At 44.1% G+C, this 19120-nt stretch carries 14 protein-coding genes and 1 tRNA gene; 11 read left to right on the forward strand and 4 right to left on the reverse strand.

Annotation, left to right across the window (positions count from 1 at the left end; translation table 11 throughout):
• The first annotated feature begins 43 nt into the window (after positions 1-43).
• Positions 44-1198, forward strand: a complete 1155-nt coding sequence (locus tag ACR64G_RS04270; protein ID WP_435980284.1) for an MBL fold metallo-hydrolase — start codon at positions 44-46, stop codon at positions 1196-1198.
• 9 nt (positions 1199-1207) lie between these two features.
• Here the strand turns inward: ACR64G_RS04270 and ACR64G_RS04275 are convergent, their stop codons facing one another.
• Entirely contained in the window at positions 1208-2158 is a 951-nt protein-coding gene (locus ACR64G_RS04275; protein ID WP_435980285.1) for an ATP-binding protein, read from the reverse strand.
• A 77-nt stretch (positions 2159-2235) separates the two neighbouring features.
• On the opposite strand from ACR64G_RS04275, the gene ACR64G_RS04280 reads away from it, so the two are divergent.
• Together ACR64G_RS04280 and ACR64G_RS04285 are read left to right on the forward strand one after the other, a co-directional pair.
• On the forward strand, positions 2236-3198 hold the full coding sequence (locus ACR64G_RS04280) for a serine/threonine protein kinase (protein ID WP_435980286.1): 963 nt from the start codon (positions 2236-2238) through the stop codon (positions 3196-3198).
• A 55-nt stretch (positions 3199-3253) separates the two neighbouring features.
• A complete protein-coding gene (locus ACR64G_RS04285; protein ID WP_435980287.1) occupies positions 3254-4984 on the forward strand; it encodes an LA2681 family HEPN domain-containing protein in 1731 nt (576 codons plus the stop codon).
• A gap of 76 nt (positions 4985-5060) precedes the next feature.
• Here the strand turns inward: ACR64G_RS04285 and ACR64G_RS04290 are convergent.
• The 3 genes from ACR64G_RS04290 to ACR64G_RS04300 all read right to left on the reverse strand — a co-directional run bounded on the left by ACR64G_RS04290 (position 5061) and on the right by ACR64G_RS04300 (position 8367).
• Positions 5061-5145: transfer RNA gene (locus tag ACR64G_RS04290), tRNA-Leu, on the reverse strand.
• A gap of 209 nt (positions 5146-5354) precedes the next feature.
• Positions 5355-7010, reverse strand: a complete 1656-nt coding sequence (locus ACR64G_RS04295) for a sigma 54-interacting transcriptional regulator (protein WP_435980288.1) — start codon at positions 7008-7010, stop codon at positions 5355-5357.
• A gap of 31 nt (positions 7011-7041) precedes the next feature.
• On the reverse strand, positions 7042-8367 hold the full coding sequence (locus tag ACR64G_RS04300) for a two-component system sensor histidine kinase NtrB (RefSeq protein ID WP_435980289.1): 1326 nt from the start codon (positions 8365-8367) through the stop codon (positions 7042-7044).
• 185 nt (positions 8368-8552) lie between these two features.
• Between ACR64G_RS04300 and rimO the strand changes: the two genes are divergently transcribed.
• The 8 genes from rimO (at position 8553) to bamA (ending at position 19109) form a co-directional block, all read left to right on the forward strand.
• Positions 8553-10082: a 30S ribosomal protein S12 methylthiotransferase RimO gene (gene rimO / locus ACR64G_RS04305; RefSeq protein WP_435980290.1), complete on the forward strand. Its 1530-nt coding sequence runs from the start codon at positions 8553-8555 to the stop codon at positions 10080-10082.
• Between the two features lie 250 nt (positions 10083-10332).
• Complete coding sequence (gene pyrH, locus ACR64G_RS04310; RefSeq protein ID WP_435980291.1) at positions 10333-11058, forward strand: UMP kinase; 726 nt, start codon at positions 10333-10335, stop codon at positions 11056-11058.
• Positions 11059-11182: 124 nt separating this feature from the next.
• Positions 11183-11737: a ribosome recycling factor gene (gene frr / locus ACR64G_RS04315; RefSeq protein ID WP_435980292.1), complete on the forward strand. Its 555-nt coding sequence runs from the start codon at positions 11183-11185 to the stop codon at positions 11735-11737.
• A gap of 285 nt (positions 11738-12022) precedes the next feature.
• Positions 12023-12787, forward strand: coding sequence for a polyprenyl diphosphate synthase (gene uppS, locus ACR64G_RS04320; protein ID WP_435980293.1), 765 nt, complete (start codon positions 12023-12025; stop codon positions 12785-12787).
• A 75-nt stretch (positions 12788-12862) separates the two neighbouring features.
• Positions 12863-13672 (forward strand): phosphatidate cytidylyltransferase, encoded by an 810-nt coding sequence (locus ACR64G_RS04325; RefSeq protein ID WP_435980294.1) that lies wholly within the window; start codon positions 12863-12865, stop codon positions 13670-13672.
• 129 nt (positions 13673-13801) lie between these two features.
• Positions 13802-15004 (forward strand): 1-deoxy-D-xylulose-5-phosphate reductoisomerase, encoded by a 1203-nt coding sequence (ispC, locus tag ACR64G_RS04330; RefSeq protein WP_435980295.1) that lies wholly within the window; start codon positions 13802-13804, stop codon positions 15002-15004.
• Between the two features lie 38 nt (positions 15005-15042).
• Entirely contained in the window at positions 15043-16410 is a 1368-nt protein-coding gene (rseP, locus tag ACR64G_RS04335) for an RIP metalloprotease RseP (RefSeq protein ID WP_435980296.1), read from the forward strand.
• Between the two features lie 263 nt (positions 16411-16673).
• Entirely contained in the window at positions 16674-19109 is a 2436-nt protein-coding gene (bamA, locus tag ACR64G_RS04340; RefSeq protein WP_435980297.1) for an outer membrane protein assembly factor BamA, read from the forward strand.
• Positions 19110-19120: the final 11 nt, after the last annotated feature.

Genomic DNA, 19120 nt, shown 5'->3' on the forward strand with positions numbered 1-19120 from the left:
CATCAGCGGTCTCTATGCTACTGACCAATGAGAGTTATCATTTATGCTCAAACTAACCTTTTTGGGTACCTCAGCGGGTGTGCCTACCAAACAGCGTAATGTCACAGCACTTGCGGTTGAATGTCTCAATCCTTATTTATCTCACTCAAAAGCGTCTGGCTCAAAAGTGTCTGGCTTAAAGATGTCTGCTTCAAATTCACAACAGTCTAAGAAGTCACGTCCTTGGCTTTTAATAGACTGCGGTGAGGGCACTCAGCAGCAATTATTACGTACCACATTACCGCTCAATCAACTGAGCGCTATCGGTATCACTCATGTCCATGGCGATCACTGTTACGGACTGCCAGGCTTGCTCGCTAGCGTGGCGATGTCTGGGCGCTCTGAGCCGCTAACGATTATCGCGCCACGAGCAATCGCTCAGCTACTCGACGCTGTCAAGGCAACGACTGACTTGTACTTGCCTTATGCGATCGATTTTATCGCGATCGAAGAGGTGCTGTCGCAAGTTAAAGATGACAAAAAGAATAAGGTTTGTCTGAATCTAACCGATCAGCACAGTGTCGATATCGATGTCACGCTTTTATCACACCGCGTACCCTCACATGCGTTTGATATCACTCAGAGGATAAGTCGGCGTACGCTCAATACAGTTAAGTTAATCGATGACGGTATACCCGCTGGTAAAGTGTGGGGTCAATTGCAACGAGGCGAGGACGTCTATACCGAAGACGGTAAGCGGCTATGTTCAGCTCATTATGTCAACACCGAGCAAAAGCGCACTCGCATCGTCGTTGCAGGAGATAACGATACGCCTACTTGCCTGCAAACCGCTCTACAGGATACAGACCTGCTTGTGCATGAAGCCACTTATACTACTGAAGTACTAGCCAAAATTCAGGCAAAAAACCTTGAGTTCGATCCCATGCATAGTAGCGCGATGCAAATCGGACAGTTTGCACAAGATATGGCGTTGCCCAATCTTATCCTAACGCACTTTAGCGCCCGTTTTCAGAGCTTTGACAACCCTGATAGCAATACGCCAAACATGGGTCATATCCGCATAGATGCTCAAAGCGTCTATCAAGGCAATCTATGGCTAGCAGCGGACTTTGCTCAATACTTGGTTGAGGGCGCTGATAGTCAAGTGACTTATTTGGGTTCGGCTTTGGATTCTGTTCTCGACCACGAGAGTTCGTAAACTCTGATATTAAGACTCATCATCTGTTGCCAATTGCGCCTGTCCTATCCAGTAGCGACTAAATTGATACGCCACTCGTCCAGAACGTCCGCCGCGCTGTGATGCCCAGCGTAGTGCTTCAGCTCTGATTGGGCCTGGCAAGTTTTCGTTTTGATTACTGTTATCACTGACAGTTTTTTCGCTTTCATCAAATACGGTACTAACAGACATAGTGTTTAGATAATGCTGAACAATGTGCAAATAGGTGCGTTGATCCATCGGATGAAAGGACAACCACAAGCCAAAACGATCCGCTAGCGATACCGTCTCATCTATAGTCTCGTAAGGGTTGACCTCATCGGTCTGACCATCATAAATGCTGACATTATCTTTCATCAGCTGCGGCAGTAGATGGCGTCGATTACTAGTAGCATAGACGAGTAGCTTGTCTTGCTCAGAGTCTAGTGCGCCGTCGAGCACGCTTTTGAGGGTGCGATAGCTCTCATCTTGACCATTGAATGCCAAGTCATCGCAGTAGACCACGTAGCGGCAGGGGCAATCGACTGGCAGTGCATTGATCGCCGCACGAATCTTATCTAGTACCTTTAGATCGTCACGAGCAATCTCTATGATACGCAGACCCTCGTTATGGTAGGCTTGTAACAGCGCTCTTATGAGTGATGATTTACCTGCGCCGCGTGTTCCTGTCATTAACACATGATTAGCAGGATAGCCTTTTAGGAATTGACGGGTGTTCTGTACCAATTTTGCTTTTTGGGTATCAATACCCTGCAAATCGTTCAGGCTCAAAAAAAGATTGACAGCCAAAGGCTCTAGATGACCTCGCGCGCTGCCAACCCAGCGATAGGCTAGCTGATCGGGATTGAGCTCAATAGCAGGCGGCAATTGCTCTTGTAAGTACTGAGTGAGCAAGTCTAATAAGGGATTAGGTAGGGCATACTGAGCAGTAGATTCAGACATAGTTTTTCTTATAAAGGGTCGTTAAAATATGGGCGATAGGGGTTTTTATCAGTTAAGTATAAAGGCTTTATTTTATCATGAAAGATAGTTCCGTGAAGTCTTTAGAACAACAGGCCTTACAAGTACAAGCGGATCAGCTGCTACCTATCGTTACGCGCGAGTTATCCAAACTCGACTATCAAAAAAGCACTCATCAACGACTCAGCCAGCAGACTAATGATACGGTTATCTACCAAGGTCTAACTCGGGCTCATCATTTGCAATTTGGATCAGTCATGATTAAATGGCAACTGAGTTTGAGCATGTATCATCATTCCTCTGACCTCTATCACGAGGCTCAAGTCTTGCATACTCTACAGCAACATCAAAACAATCCTACGGCTATCGCGCCGTCAGTATTAGCCTTTGAAACTTTGCGTCTAACGGTATTAGAGAAACATCATTCATTAACCCTGCTTGTTATGCATTATTATGCGCAGGGTAGTTTGGCAAAGTATCTTACTCAGCCTTTAACCGTTGCACAAAAGCATCAGCTTATAGTACAAGTAGCTCAGCTTATTGCTCATTTGCATCAAGCTGGCTGGATACACGGCGATATTAAACCGAGTAATTTTTTACTTAGCGACGACCAACTTATCAATACAAATAACCTTACTTTACGACTCACCGACTTTGCGTTGGCAAAACCGATTAATCTTAATCGAAGTATATATAAACCTAGTCTAATAGATAGCGCAGGCACGCCCGCATACCTTGCGCCTGAGTGTTGGCAAGGACAGGGTATAACCATGCAAAGTGATATTTATGCTTTTGGTATTATGCTGTATGAGATATTAGTAGGTAGGCGACCATTTGCCATTGATGCGCAAAGTGATGAGCCGCTAAGAGACTGGGCGACTCAGCATTGTCAGCAGCCTATTCCGACTTTACCTAGTCAATACAGCCAGTATCAATTGATTGTGGATAAGGCGATTGAAAAGCGGGTAGAGAAGAGGTATTTGAGTATGGATGAGGTGTTGGGGGAGTTCTGTGAGCTTTAACATATTTGAGATATACATATTAATTTGAAAGGTATCTTTCGTAAGGATGAAAAGCATGGAAGAAAAAATTTTAAATTTTGAAGATGTTCATTTGCTATCAATTAAAGCTGATAACCTGTTATTAAGTAGCGATGATAGAGGGCTTAGAGAGTTTATCGAGCAGATTTTGTCTGTTAATTACATTTTTGAAAATCTATCTGATGAAGCGCAGTTCTGTTTTACGGTAGGTAACTGCTTACAAGAAATTTATAAATATAGAGAGTTGGATTGGTTCTCTGACAACTTGAGTCAATCCATAATTTTTTACCGAAAAGCCTTGTATGCCTTACAGAGAATAAAACATTTAACTGATATTGATTTGGTTATAAAGGGTAGTATTGAAACTAACTTAGGTAACAGTCTTAGCTCTCAAGGACGTGTTTTTTGTTGTATTCCTTTTTGGGATAGTGCATATAGTTGTACTAATAATCCGGTATCTTTAATCTCTAAAGCGAACAATGAGCTATTTATTGCTGGAAATTTATATGATCATGGACATGCTGAATATCATCAATACATTGCATATAAGTTTGTATTATTAGGTATCGACACTATCGAGGAACTATATCCCGAGCAAAAAGCCGCCTATGCAGAAGGAAGCAATTTCATAAATTTTAAAATATGGTTTGAGAGTAATTATGAATTAGAAAGCTTTAAATATTTCGATGATTTTGAGGAGGTTTTTGAAACTAAGAAACAGGAAGAGTATCTAGAATGGTGTGGTAATAATAGGCTCTTTATTAACGACTTAAACGATGTTTGTACATCTGAAGTTGTTTATCAAGATATAATGACATTACCTTCAATTTCAGCTGAAATAAACATATCTTTAACTTTAGATGAAGAGCTTGTTTACCATGGCAATTTCGACGAAATCAAGAATGATTACTGCTACGCACGTTATCTAACATTTATTGCTCAAAATATGTCGAATGAAGAAGAGCATATATTTAATAAGACATATCCTCATGCTAACGATATATCTCACTCTATTACAAACATAAAAGCTAATCACTATAAAAGTGCTTTTAGAACTCTATATTCACTCTTTGATAAAATTGCATATTTTATTAATAGATTTTTTGATCTAAACAATATTGCAAAAGATCATAGAATTAGTTTTGATAGCCTTTTTAGACAGTTAAACAATAATAAAGGGTGGAAGCCGAACGACAAGCTCAGAGAAAGTAATAACTATTTCATTCATGCATTATTCTATATTCTTAAAGACATTAAGGATGTAAAGGGAGTCACCCCTACAAGTCATTGGCTTGATCCCAATACGAAAAAAATTTCAGAGATTAGAAACTCTATAGAACATCGTTCTTTAAAAATAGTCGATGATTTTGGAGACAAGTTAAACCAATTAGATAAGGTGTCCAAAGTATCTGAGCTGGAAAATATAAGAAGTGAAGTAATAGATTTAGAAAATAATATTGAAGTGTTAAGTGCTGAAATCACTGTGATAGGAAAAATAGAGAATAATGCACTTAAGGAGCTTTTACAGAGCAAAATGCTAAACTTGAAAGATGATCTATTGGTTAAGAAATCAAAAGTTTATGAAAAGAATAAGCTTTCAAGTCATTCTTTGACTATTACAGAAAGTGACTTCAAAGAAAAGCTCATAACCTTGATGAAGCTTGTTCGTAACTCGATTATGTATATGTCATTGGCTATTCACTTAGAGGAAAGGAACAAGCTCAAGGATGATAGGCCTGTAATCAGTAGAGAGACACCTTTAAAATAGCCATAAACATTCAAACACAAAAAAACCTGCTAATAAGCAGGCTTTGATATTTGGTCTAAGAAGTACTATCGAATAATGGTGGGGCTGGAGAGACTCGAACTCTCACACCTTGCGGCGCCAGAACCTAAATCTGGTGCGTCTACCAATTCCGCCACAGCCCCATTTTGGTCACTCTATCATTAAAAGCGTTTATATTCAAACGCTATCAAGACGAATAACTGATCCGGTAGTGCGTCTCAGTGGTTGGCTATTATATAGAGTTTGACTGGTTTGGCAACCCCTTTTGGTGATTATTTTTACTTTTTAGTAGTATTTCATTTTATATGAATAGTATTTAGCTGCTTTTAGATCGTTTTAGTTAGCGATACTGCTAGGACGGTATATCGAGTTGTCGTAATTTGCGAGTCAAAGTATTGCGGCCCCAGCCGAGCAAGTTGGCAGCCGCTATTTTTTTACCGCCCGTATGCTCAAGCGCTGCGGTTAGTAGGACACGCTCAAACTCAGGCATTGCAGTTTGCAAAATATCAGTCGCGCCTGATTGCAAAGCTTGCTGCGCCCAATCAGATAAGAGTAGTTGCCATTTATCAGGGTCATAAGAGTCAGACGCCGCCGCTATCGATGAAGGCTGACTGCTTTTTTGTGCATCGTCGCTAATGGACGTTTGAGCGAGCAGTTCAGGCGGCAAATCTTCACTCATAACGGTATCGCCTACTGTCATAACCGTGAGCCATAGGCAGACATTCTCCAACTGACGGACATTACCACGCCACTCAAACCCTTGCATAATACGCATGGTGTCCGTGTGTAGCTGCTTTGGCTCTGTACTCATTTGCTCAGCTGCGCGCAGCATAAAGTAGTCCGCCAAGGCGTGAATATCATCGGTACGCGCGCGCAGTGGTGGTAGCGGCATACGGATGACATTGAGCCGATAGAATAGATCTTCACGAAACTTGCCTTGCTGAACTAAGTGCTCAAGGTTTTGATGCGTGGCGGCAATGATACGCACATCGACCTTGACGGGCTGCTGACCACCAACTCGATAAAACTCCCCATTTGCTAACACTCGTAACAGCCTAGTTTGAGTGCTAAACGGCATATCACCGATTTCATCAAGGAATAGTGTGCCACCGTTCGCTTGTTCAAAGCGTCCTTGCCTACGCGTAGTCGCTCCTGTGAACGCGCCTTTTTCGTGTCCAAATAGCTCAGACTCAATCAAATCATGCGGGATTGCCGCCATATTTAGTGCGATAAAAGGCTGCTGCGCACGCGGCGAATGTTGATGTAGTGCCTCTGCAACAAGCTCTTTGCCCGTACCTGATTCTCCTGTAATGAGAACGGTAATCGGGGAATGTGCCAGACGTCCGATAGCACGAAAGACTGTTTGCATCGCTTGCGACTGACCAATAATACCGCTGGGATTGGTGTTGGTGTCATTAGTAGCTTCAACTTGAGACAGTTTTTTTACTTGATGTTTAGGTTTTGCTTGAGCTGGCTTATCTTTTTTTACAAATGTCTTTTTTGTGTCATCTTCCATCACCGTTTTTTTGTCATCGTCAGTGGGCTGGGGGTCATTGCTGGTATTATTCGTTGGTTGATACTCGATAGCTTTATGAATCGTCGCGACGGCATCGTCCAAATCAAAAGGCTTGGGCAGATACTCAAACGCGCCTGCTTGATAGCTATTAACTGCCGAGGTAATGTCTGAATGCGCGGTCATAATGACAATAGGTATATCAGGGAAGTGCTGGTGCACCCAGTCGCTAAAAGATAAACCGTCCATCATCGGCATACGAATATCGGTCAAAATCACATCAGGTAAAGATCGCGATTCGCGCTGCTCTAAGATATCATTGAGGCGCGTCCATGCCGCTTGCGCTTGGGTAAAGCTAATGACGTTAAAGTTGGCATCGGTAAAGGTATCGGCAAGTATGAGGCGCAGTGCGGCGTCGTCATCGATCAGCCACAGAGTTGCGATAGTTTTTGCTATAGGTGACAAATTATGAGTATTTTTGCTAGGTTCAGTCATTTTATAGGCCTAAAGAGCGGATGGTTTATCATTATTTTTGTATTGAATTTACTATATCGCTTGGTTGTTCAAAGGGCAGATATACCGTAAAACGCGTTTGACCGAGATTTAGATAGGGTTCTGAGTGCTGCGCTAAGTTTTGGTCTGATGTAACCTCAATCATACCATGATGGCGATGCACGATATCTTGTACAATGGATAATCCAAGCCCTGTGCCCGTTGCGCGGCTAGTGACCATCGGAAAAAATATCTGTTCAATAAGTGAAGGGTCAATCCCTGAGCCATTGTCTGTGATAGCGACTTGTAGCACTTGTCTGTGCTGCTGATGACCGATAGTGTGCTGAAAGGCCACCCGCGTTTGAAGGTGTAGCCTAGCGGATTGAGTCTGCACATCATACTGCTTTTCACTCATGGCTTCGCAGGCATTATTAATAAGGTTTAAAAAAACTTGAATCAGCTGATCTTTGTCAGCGCAGAGTTCAGGCAATGACAAGTCATAATCACGTTCTACGTGTATCTTGGGGTACTGACTAAGTACAAGTGTTAGCACATGCTCAAGCGATTCGTGAATATTTAGAGTTCGCCAATCTGGCAGTTGATTGGATCCAAGCAATTGACCGATAAGAGCAGTCAAACGATCGGTCTCTGAGATGATAATATCAGTATAACTACGCAGCTTTTGCGCTACTGTGCGAGTAGCAGATTCAGTAATAGTAAGGTCATTAGCCGTAGAGTGTCTATGTGACGAGCTGTCGTTTGCACTATCGTCGTATAATTTATTGAATTGCCGCTGTAGCAATTGCGCGGCGCCACGAATACCAGCTAATGGGTTTTTGACCTCATGAGCGACCGAGCGCAGCATTTGCCGCGCCACTTCGTACTGCTGCTGCTTGCGCTGATCTTTTGTGATACGACTCTGACGATTCTTGCCCCACATCTCTACAATAAAAAATGGTTTTTGCTCATAAATGACAGGCGTAACACTATAGTCAACAGACAATACCGCACCATTGCTTAATGACGAGCTAATGATATGGTCATGATCGATAAAAGGCTGCTGGTAGTGCTGGGATTGCGCAAACCGCTCTTTTAAAGAGCACGTTTTGGTAGCTGTGTTCGTTATACCGAAATCGTCTGACCTATCTTGTATCTCATTTGACGCTAGCAGCGTGAGAATGGAGTGGTTTAATAGCCGTGCGCGGCTAATAGCCAGTAATTGCTCGGTTTGCGGATTGATCCATTGAACCACCAGCGCTTCATCGACCCATAGCACTGCGGTAAATAAGTGTTGGGAGATAAAGGCCGTTTGTGACTCATTAAGGCTTGGTGTATCAGTTGTTACAATAGAGTTGTCCATAAAATCAGCATGTCATTAAGCAGTAAAGTGAATAAATAAGTTTTCAGTCGTAAAGATTCTAATATTTAACCACAAATCAAAAGCTTGATGTCAAAACTGTGAGGTATATCAGGCTTTTAAACTGGTGATTTGACTAAAAAAAACGTACAATGCGCACAGTTATTTTATCTCAAGCAAGGTCAGCTATGTCCAAAATCTCAACCGAATCGATGACGACAAGTAGTAAACTGCCGACAGCGTTACAAGACACTGCCACCATCTTCAATCCTGCTCAAGTACAAGCGCCGCAACAGCCTTATCATCATAAAGCCAATCACAACCAAAATCGTAGTATCGAGCAAAGTGCTGAGGCAAAAGTTAGTGCACCTGTGAACGCTGCGCCAAAGATCGGTTTCGTATCGCTTGGCTGCCCAAAGGCCTTGGTCGATAGCGAGCGTATTATTACAGAACTCACGCGTGATGGCTATCAAGTGGCAAGCGATTATGCGGGTGCTGACTTGGTTGTGGTTAATACTTGCGGCTTTATCGAGTCAGCGGTACAAGAGTCACTGGACGCGATTGGCGAGGCAATTAGCAAAAACGGCAAAGTTATCGTCACTGGATGCTTGGGTAAGGAGGCGGACAAAATCCGTCAAATGCATCCCGCTGTGCTAGCGGTAACAGGTGCTCATGCCTATGATGAAGTGATTACCGCAGTTGGTCAGCATGTGCCCAAACCTAAGCGCGAAGCAGATGAGAACTACGATCCAAAGATAGACCTAATCAACGAGGCGGGTATCAAATTAACCCCAAGCCACTATGCGTATCTAAAGATATCAGAGGGCTGTAATCATCGCTGCACGTTTTGCATTATTCCAAGTTTGCGCGGTGATCTGGTTTCGCGCCCCATTGATAGCGTCATGAATGAAGCGATGGCGCTTAAAAATGCTGGCGTCAAAGAGCTGCTCATTATCTCACAAGACACCTCAGCTTATGGTCTTGATCTCAAATACAAGACTAGCTTTTGGAATGGTATGCCGCTCAAGTCCAAGTTTTATGACCTGTGCCAAGCGTTGAACGATTTGGGCATTTGGGTACGATTGCATTACGTTTATCCTTATCCGCATGTCGATAAAGTCGTTGAGCTGATGGGCGAGGGCAAGCTTTTGCCTTATCTCGATATTCCGTTTCAACACGCCAGTCATAGTATATTAAAAGCCATGAAACGCCCCGCCCATAGCGAAAACACTTTGGCACGTATTCACAAATGGCGTGAGATTTGCCCTGAGATTGTCATTCGATCGACCTTTGTCGTCGGTTTCCCAGGTGAGACTGAAGACGACTTTCAATGCTTGCTTGATTGGCTCACTGAGGCGCGTCTTGATCGCGTCGGCGCGTTTACGTATTCAGAAGTTGAAGGCGCTGTTGCCAACGACTTGCCTAATCACGTACCAGAAGATGTCAAGCAATCTCGCTACGAGCGTCTGATGACGCTACAACAAGATATCTCAGCGCAAAAATTACAAGAAAAAATTGGTAGAACCTTAATGGTACTCGTCGATGAAATAGACTTTGAGGAAGGTGTCGCTATTTGTCGCAGTTATGCGGACGCACCTGAGATTGACGGTCATGTCTATGTTGATGATATTGATGCTACTGTCAAAGTGGGTCAGTTCTTAACGGTCACTATCGATGATGCTAGTGAATATGATTTGTTTGCCAGTTATCAAGGTTAAATTAACAAGGTATAAGATCTAGAGTGTCAAGATAGACAGCGCTTGAATACTCAATTACCTATAGGCTTGGCCTAAGCGATGGCTATCGATATATACGATGACAAACACCGATGAAAATTGCCCAAATGCGGGTAGTTTTTGCTACAATTAGCGCAATTTAGCGTTAGTATAATAGCCGATCTCAAAATCGGTGGAATATGCAAATGCTACATAATTTTACTAAACCACTTAACGATAACAAGGTGCTCCTATGTCTGATAAAAACCCTCTTTATTCTCGTATTTTGCTAAAGTTATCAGGTGAGGCCTTGGCGGGTGGCAAAGACATGGGTATTGATACCGCAGTGCTCGATAAGATGAGCTTGTCCATCGCGCATTTGCGTGGACTTGGGGTACAAGTCGGTATCGTTGTTGGTGGTGGCAACTTATATCGCGGCGCTCAACTACAAAAAGAGGGCTTGGTTGGTCGCGTCACCGGTGATCAGATGGGTATGCTTGCGACGGTCATGAATGGCCTTGCAATGCGTGATGCGCTTGAGCGCCGTAATATAAAAACACGCCTGATGTCAGCCTTGCCTATTGGTGAAGTAACCGAAAGCTATAGCAGCCGCAATGCGATCCGCTATCTCAAAAACGGCGAAGTTTGTATCTTTGTGGCAGGTACAGGCAATCCATTCTTTACCACTGACACTGCCGCTTGCTTGCGCGGAATTGAGATCGAAGCAGGTCTTATCCTAAAGGCAACCAAAGTCGACGGCGTTTATGATAAAGACCCAAGCTTACATAATGATGCGGTCAAATACGACGGTCTGACCTTTGATGAAGTGCTAGAGCAAAAGCTTGGCGTCATGGATTTAACCGCGATTGCCCTCTGTCGTGAGCACAACGTGCCTCTACAAGTATTCGATATGACCAAGCCTAATGCCTTGCTCAATGTCGTTATGGGTGAAAACGAAGGCACACGCGTCTACCACTAATCAATAAAACTAATGCATAATTGGTGCAAAGCGCTCATACATAGTGCTTATACCTTGTGTTTATACCATACACTAAAACAGTTAGTACTCACTACAAGATATTATAGATAAAAAAGGATCTATTATGATTAAAGAGATTAAGCAAGACGGTGACGCACGCATGGCAAAAACACTAGAGGCGCTTGAGAACACCTTTAGTAAAGTCCGTACTGGCCGCGCGCATGCTGGCATGTTGTCAGGTATCATGGTCAGCTACTACGGTGCGCCAACACCACTCAATCAAGTCGCTAGTGTCAATGTTGAGGACTCGCGTACATTACTTGTGCAGCCCTTTGATCGCACTATGGTACAAGCGGTGGACAAGGCTATTCGAGAAGCAGATTTGGGTCTGAACCCGATGACCGCTGATGTGATTCGCGTACCAATGCCAGCACTCACAGAAGAGACGCGCCGCGATATGCAAAAGCTAGCACGCGGTGAGGCTGAGAACAGCCGCGTCTCTATCCGTAATATTCGCCGTGATATGATGAATGACATCAAAGAATTAGCAAAAGAAAAAGAGATCTCAGAGGACGATGAGCGCCGCGCTAATGACGATATTCAAAAAATTACTGATAAATATATCGAGACTATTGATAGCCGTTTAAGTAAAAAAGAAAGCGACTTGATGGAAGTATAACCGCATTTTTATCCTTGATAACAAACAGCCTATAGTGTGATGCTATAGGCTGTTTGTTATATAGCAATAACCGTCAAGCCGTATCTACTCCTTGATATCGAGGACTGACCATACCTTTTATACTCGATATAAATTGAGTATAAAAAAGTACTTTTAAACGTCATAGTAAGATTTTTTAACGGGTAACCCCATTTATGATAAGTTTGTGAAATACTAGCGCAAGGCTTTTGCTCCGATATAGAGCACGCTATGATAACCTGACTATCACAACAAGTAGACGACCTCATGTCCACATTGAACAACACTCAAGCTCACGATCAGGCTCTTTTGCCGCGTCATATTGCGATCATAATGGATGGCAATAACCGCTATGGCGACCATCATAAGCTCGCTAAAGGCGAGGGGCACATCGCAGGCAAAGATGCTCTAGATCCTATCGTTGAATACTGCGTGAGCACAGGTATTGAAGTATTGACCGTTTTTGCTTTTTCGAGTGAAAACTGGCAAAGACCGCCCAATGAGGTGGCGCTATTGATGCGCTTACTGGCTCTGACTATCAACGAGCAGATGCCAAGAATGCAAAAGCATCGTATTCGTCTGCGTTTTATTGGTGATCGCAGTCAGCTCAGTGATGAGTTACAAAATTTGATGACTGACGCGGAAACCAAAACCGCTGACTTTGAGGCGATGACTTTGGTTATTGCCATCAGCTATGGCGGACAGTGGGACGTAGCACATGCCACAAAAATGCTTGCTAAGCAGGTGCTGGCAGGACAGTTACAAATTGAAGATATCAATAAGGAGCGCCTAGCTGAGCAGGTACAACTGGCTGACGCACCAGCGGTGGATATGCTCATTCGTACGGGCGGCGAGTATCGGCTATCCAACTTTTTACTCTGGCAGTCAGCATATGCAGAGCTATTTTTTACCCAAACCTTGTGGCCAGATTTTACCTCACAAGAGCTTGAAACCATGATCAATGATTTCGCGCAGCGTCAGCGCCGCTTTGGCAAGACTAGTGAGCAAGTACAAGTGCAAGATCTATCTTGAGGGCTCTGGTATTTTAGAGACGGTTTTTACTGCTATACTATGGACATTTTTTAACGTTTATAAGGTTCGATAACCATGTGGCAACGGATTAAAACGGCAATTGTTCTTATTATTATCGTTGGTATTGCACTGTTTGCCAGTCAAGAGCCTTATCTGATTGCTCCATTGTTGGCTATTGGTGTGACTATCTCTGCTCATGAATGGACCAAATTGATGCCCAAGTGGCGTCAGCCTGCGGTCTTTGTATTCATGGTGTTGATGGTGACGCTAGTTTCGTTATTGTTCAAAGTCACTTGGATAGGCTGGTGGATTGCCTCATTAATCATATGGATCATGGCTCTATCATGGGTGAGACACTTTCCCACGCATACCAATTGGTATGGTGAGCAGCTGGCATTGATGGGCGTGGTTATCTTAACCTCCTCTATTACTGCGATGTTCTATTTGTGGCAGCTATCGCCGTGGTGGCTACTCTATGTTTTCTTATTAGTATGGTGCGCAGACAGCGGCGCTTATTTTGTTGGGCGTAAGCTTGGCAAGCGTAAGATGGCGCCGAACGTCTCTCCTAATAAAAGCATGGAGGGGCTGGCAGGTGGACTGGTCACAGGACTGTTAGTGGTGCTAGCCATTAGCATCTTTAAATTGCAGTTGACGGGTTTAGCTCTGGTAGCCTTTGTCGCCTTATCAGCGGTCACTATATTAATCTCTGTACTCGGTGATTTGTTTGAGTCTATGCTCAAGCGCCGCGCGAAAGTCAAAGATTCAGGTACTATTTTGCCAGGTCATGGCGGGATACTAGACCGTATCGACTCGCTGTTGTCCGCAACGCCTCTATTTGCGCTTGGTTTTTGGGCGCTACAATATTCAGGCCTATTGATCGTCTAAAGCAGTATGTTTATCTAAATGACGGCTAAATGTCTTATTGCTTAATTGTAGCGACATTTTTCGATCTTTTGTTTATTGTAATTTATATCTAGCACTCTTTGCTTTCAATATTTATAGGTAGTGACAGTTATGACGCAACGCATCGCTGTACTGGGCGCAACGGGTTCAATTGGGGATAGCACGCTCGCTATTTTGGCGGATCATCCGCAGGATTACACCGTTTATGCCTTATCAGGGTATCAGCGCTTGGACAAATTATTTGCGCTTTGTCAGCAGTTCAAGCCCACGCGTGTCTGCGTGCCTACAAAGGATGTTGATAGTTTTGCTCAGCGTTTAAGCGCAGCGGGCTTGTCTATTGATGTGGTAGGCGGCAAAGCAGGTCTGATCGACATTGCCACTGACGTACAAACGGATACGGTTGTGGCCGCTATCGTTGGCGCAGCAGGATTGCCATCTACTTTGGCCGCTGCGCGCGCAGGCAAACGTATTTTGCTAGCCAATAAAGAGGCGCTAGTGATGGCAGGCGAAGTGCTTATCCGCGCTGTCAAAACCCACAAGGCGACACTGCTACCGATCGACTCAGAGCACAATGCAATATTTCAATGCTTGCCTGCAAGTATTCAACAAGACCATGCACAAATTCATGATGTCAGTCATGGCGTGCGCAAATTATGGCTGACCGCATCAGGTGGGCCTTTTTTGAATCAAACTTTTGAGCAGATGCAGCGAGCAAGTGTGGCTCAAGCGGTCAAACACCCTAATTGGTCTATGGGTCAAAAGATATCAGTGGATTCTGCGACAATGATGAACAAAGGGCTTGAGCTAATAGAAGCCTGTCATTTGTTTGATTTGCCAGAGGATAAAATAAACGTCGTTATGCATCCGCAAAGTATCATTCACTCAATGGTAGAATATAGCGACGGTAGCTATTTGGCGCAGCTCGGTAGTCCAGATATGAAGACACCCATTGCTCATGCTCTAAGCTATCCCAATCGTATTGATAGTGGCTCGCAGCCTTTAGACTTATTTGCACTGAGCGCCTTAGAATTCATTAAACCCGATTTACAAAAATTTGCATGTTTGCGTTTAGCAAGACAGGCGATGCAAGCAGGTACGCAGGCCACGATCGTACTCAATGCTGCTAACGAGATAGCGGTTGCTTCATTCTTAGACGGGCAGATTCGCCTGACAGATATTGCTGATATCAATGAGCGCACGCTAACCCAAGTGTCAGTATCTACGCTGGGCCGTGACGCTGATATCGATGATATTTTGGCTATTGATACCTTAGCACGCCGTCATACTAAAATGATTGTCTCCAAAATGGCATAGATTCATCCTGATGCAGCACCGTTCAAGCGAGGCGATTTATGACTTTTTTATTAACACTACTAGCCGCTATTTTTGTATTAGGTCCGCTTATTGCCTTGCATGAGTGGGGACATTATATCGTAGCAAGGCTTTGCGGCGTCAAAGTCTTAACCTACTCTATTGGTTTTGGTCCCAAAATCGCAGGTTGGACGAGCAAAAAGAGCGGTATTGATTATCGTATCTCAGCGCTACCCCTAGGCGGCTACGTCAAGATGCTCGATGAGCGTGAAGGCGAGGTTTCCGCAGATGAGTTACATTTAGCGTTTAACCGTCAGCATCCACTCAAAAAGATAGCCGTTGTCGCGGCAGGTTCTTTGATGAATTTTATCATTGCTATTGCTCTGTTTTGGGTGCTGTTCATGACGCCATCCGAGCAATTAGCCACCAAGATTGGACAAATACTACCCGATACTCCTGCAGCGATAGCGAACATGCCAGTCGGCGACAAGATTATCGCTATAGATGGTCATAAAGTGCAGACATGGGAGGGAATTAATTACCGCTTAGCGAACCGTATGGGTGAGACGCAAAACATCAGCATCACTCTGGAATCTGCTGAGCAAGCTACTCAAACCTATCTGGCACCTGTAACAGAGTTTATGCAAGGCGATGCTCAAGGTAAAGATGCCTTAACTAGCTTTGGCATGCTCCCTTGGCAACCACAAATTGCACCTGTCATTGGTGAGCTGTCAGCTGATGGCGCTGCAAGTTTGCAAGGTATGCAAGCTGGTGATCAAATTACCGCTATTAATGATACGCTCATAACCGATTGGATCAGTGCGACGCGAGTCATTAGAGATAACCCAGAAACACTGCTTAATTTTAGCGTATTGCGTGATGGCGACCCTGTGATGCTACAGATTATGCCTCAAGCCAAAAAAGACACTCTGGGCAATCGTTACGGACAGATTGGGGCTATGGTTGCACAGACTGACATTGTGATTCCAGATGCTTATAAGACTACCGTTGAGTATGGCGCAGGCGCCGCTTTGGTTCAATCGTTCAAAAAGACTGAGCAACTGGCCGTTATGACTGTCAGCTCAATGGGCAAGATGCTCTCAGGTATGATAGGGCTAGACAACTTGTCAGGACCGATTACAATCGCCAAGGTTGCCAAACAGAGTTTTGATATCAGTTGGGAGATGGTACTATCTACCGCTGCATTGATTAGCCTGAGTCTAGCAGTGCTCAACTTACTGCCGATTCCAGTACTTGATGGTGGTCATATCGTTTATTATGTGATCGAGCTCATTCGCGGTAAGCCTTTGCCTGAAGGTGTACAAATAGCAGGTTTGAATATCGGTTTACTCTTGCTGGCAGGTTTCATGGTGTTAGCTATTGGTAATGATATCAGCCGACTGTTTTAAAGAGGCGTACTGTGCTTTGCAGAGTCAGACGCGATAGGTTAATGGCTAAGAGGTAGTAATACTTGATTTATAACGGTATGCTACTGACAGTCTAAGAGACTAGCTACTGTACTAATCGTAATTTTTAGTTTATTTTGTGATACGTTTTATATAAAGTGTCCTTAGCGGCTCATCATGTACTTGTCTTACTAGTATTCGATAGCGCTTGACCATGTATAGTTTTACCTTAACTTAAGCAAGTTTTTTATTGACGGATAGTGTTTATGCGTACGCCTTTATTGATGAGTGCGGCTGGGTTGCCGTTAGTTGTAGCGATGATGAGTGTGCCTGTACAGGCTGCCACCTTTGTAGTGACCGATATCGGTTTTACAGGGTTACAGCGCTTGACCCCTGACAGCCTATATCCTGTACTGCCAATCGAAGTTGGCGATACCGTTACTGATAGCAGTCTTGCGGCAAGTATCAAGGCACTGTATGCCACTGATAATTTTGCCAATATTCAAAGCCGTGTCGAGGGCAATCAGCTGCGTTTTGACATGGTTGAGCGTCCTGTTATCGCCGAAGTCAACTTTGAAGGCAATAAGCTCATTCCTAAAGAGGGGCTAGAAGAAGGACTTGCAAGCGCGGGTTTATCCGCTGGGGATGTACTTAAACAATCGACCTTGCAGGCGGTGGCAAACGAGCTACAGCAGCAGTATATCAGTCAAGGATATTACAATAGCAATATTGAGGTGGATCAAACACTACTCGATGGCAACCGCGTCAAACTGGATGTGCGCTTTATTGAAGGTAAGCCTGCTAAAGTTGTCGATATTAATATCATTGGCAACAGTCATTTTAGTGATGAGGATATCAAAGACGTCTTTGCGGTAAAAGAGTCCTCTTGGACGCGTCTATTGTCAAAATCCGATCGCTACGCCAAAGAGAAGCTGGCGGCAAGTTTGGAGAGTTTGAAAGCGCTATATCAGAACGATGGCTACGTACGCTTCAATGTCGACAATGCCATACTTAATATCAGTGAAGACAAGAGCAGTGTCTTTATTGAAGTGAGCCTCAGTGAAGGTGAGCAGTATCAGTTTGGTGAAGTGAATTTTTTAGGCCAGCCTACTTTTGAGAATAATGAATTAAGAGAACTTGTCACTTTTGCCCCCAGTGAGCAGTACTCTCAAGCAAATCTCGATGAGACAACCGCTGCGCTAAAAAATCGCTACGGCAACGATGGCTATTACTTTGCACAAGTACGTCCTGTATCGCGCATCAATGATGAGACCAAAATTGTCGACGTCGATTATTACATCGATCCTGCGCGTCCCATCTATGTTCGCCGTATTAACTTTGATGGAAATATTAAGACCCAAGACCAGGTGCTACGCCGCGAGATGCGACAGCTAGAGGGCGCATTGACCTCTAATCGTGATATTCAACTGTCACGTACGCGCCTGATGCGTACTGGGTTTTTTAAGAGCGTCAATGTCGATGTCAAACCAGTACCCAACCAGCCTGACCAGATCGATATCAACTATACTGTAGTTGAGCAGCCTTCTGGCAGCTCAACGATTGCCGCTGGTTATTCACAAAGTGGCGGTGTTACTTTTCAGTTAGATCTCACTCAAAACAACTTTATGGGTACGGGTAACCGTGTCAAAGCAGCGTTATCGCGTTCAGAGACACGTGATTCATATAGCTTGGGTTATACCGATCCTTACTTTACCGAAAACGGGGTATCACAAGGCGTTAGCGCCTACTACCGCGAGACCAAGTTCGATGATCGCAACGTTAGCAACTATGTTACTGACTCTTATGGCGCTACGCTCAACTATAGCTATCCTGTTGATGAAACTAAGCGCGTGAGCGCAGGGTTAAATATCGATAACACCGATGTCCGTGGTGGTCGTAATTTAGGGGTCTCAAACGTAGATCGAATCATTGATGATGGCGGCTCTTTTGAGAACTTCACTGGTGAATTTGAAGGTCGTACCGGCTTTAAAAACGACTATACGACCTATAATTTGCTCCTTGGCTGGGACTACAGTACGCTTGACCGTCCCGTATTTCCAACCAAAGGCATGAGTCATACGGTTGATGCGACCATTGGTCTTGGTGATGTTAATTATCAAAAGCTTATCTATCGCGGTAATGTCTACTATCCACTTTATAAAGACGTAGTAGCGCGTGGTTATACTAAGCTCGGTTACGGTAATGATCTTCCCTTTTACGAGAACTTTTATGCGGGTGGTTATGGCTCCGTTCGAGGTTATGAGTCCTCAACTTTAGGTCCTAAATCACAAAGTTACGCTGATGCTATCAGTGATCAAGACATACGTAGCATCAGAGACGAAGAAGTTGGTGGTAACGCACTAGCGACGTTCGGGACTGAGCTAATCCTACCCTTACCATTCAAAGGCGATTGGGCGGATCAAGTTCGTCCTGTACTATTCGCTGAAGGCGGACAAGTATTCGATACGACCGGCAGAGAAGACACAAACTTCGTCGATCCAAACGGCAATGTCACACTCAATCCTGATGGCAGTCCTGTAAAGCTACTGACACAAGATAATGGCTTACGTTTTAGTGCAGGAGCTGGTGTGACGTGGTATACGCCTATTGGTCCTATATCATTAAGCTACGCGGTGCCAATCGGTGACAAAGAAGGCGATGAGACTGAAAAAGTTCAGTTCCAGATCGGTAGTACCTTTTAAGGACTAAGCAT

Origin of the sequence: Psychrobacter sp. DM4 (genome assembly GCF_051307035.1) — a bacterium.
Taxonomy (GTDB): domain Bacteria; phylum Pseudomonadota; class Gammaproteobacteria; order Pseudomonadales; family Moraxellaceae; genus Psychrobacter.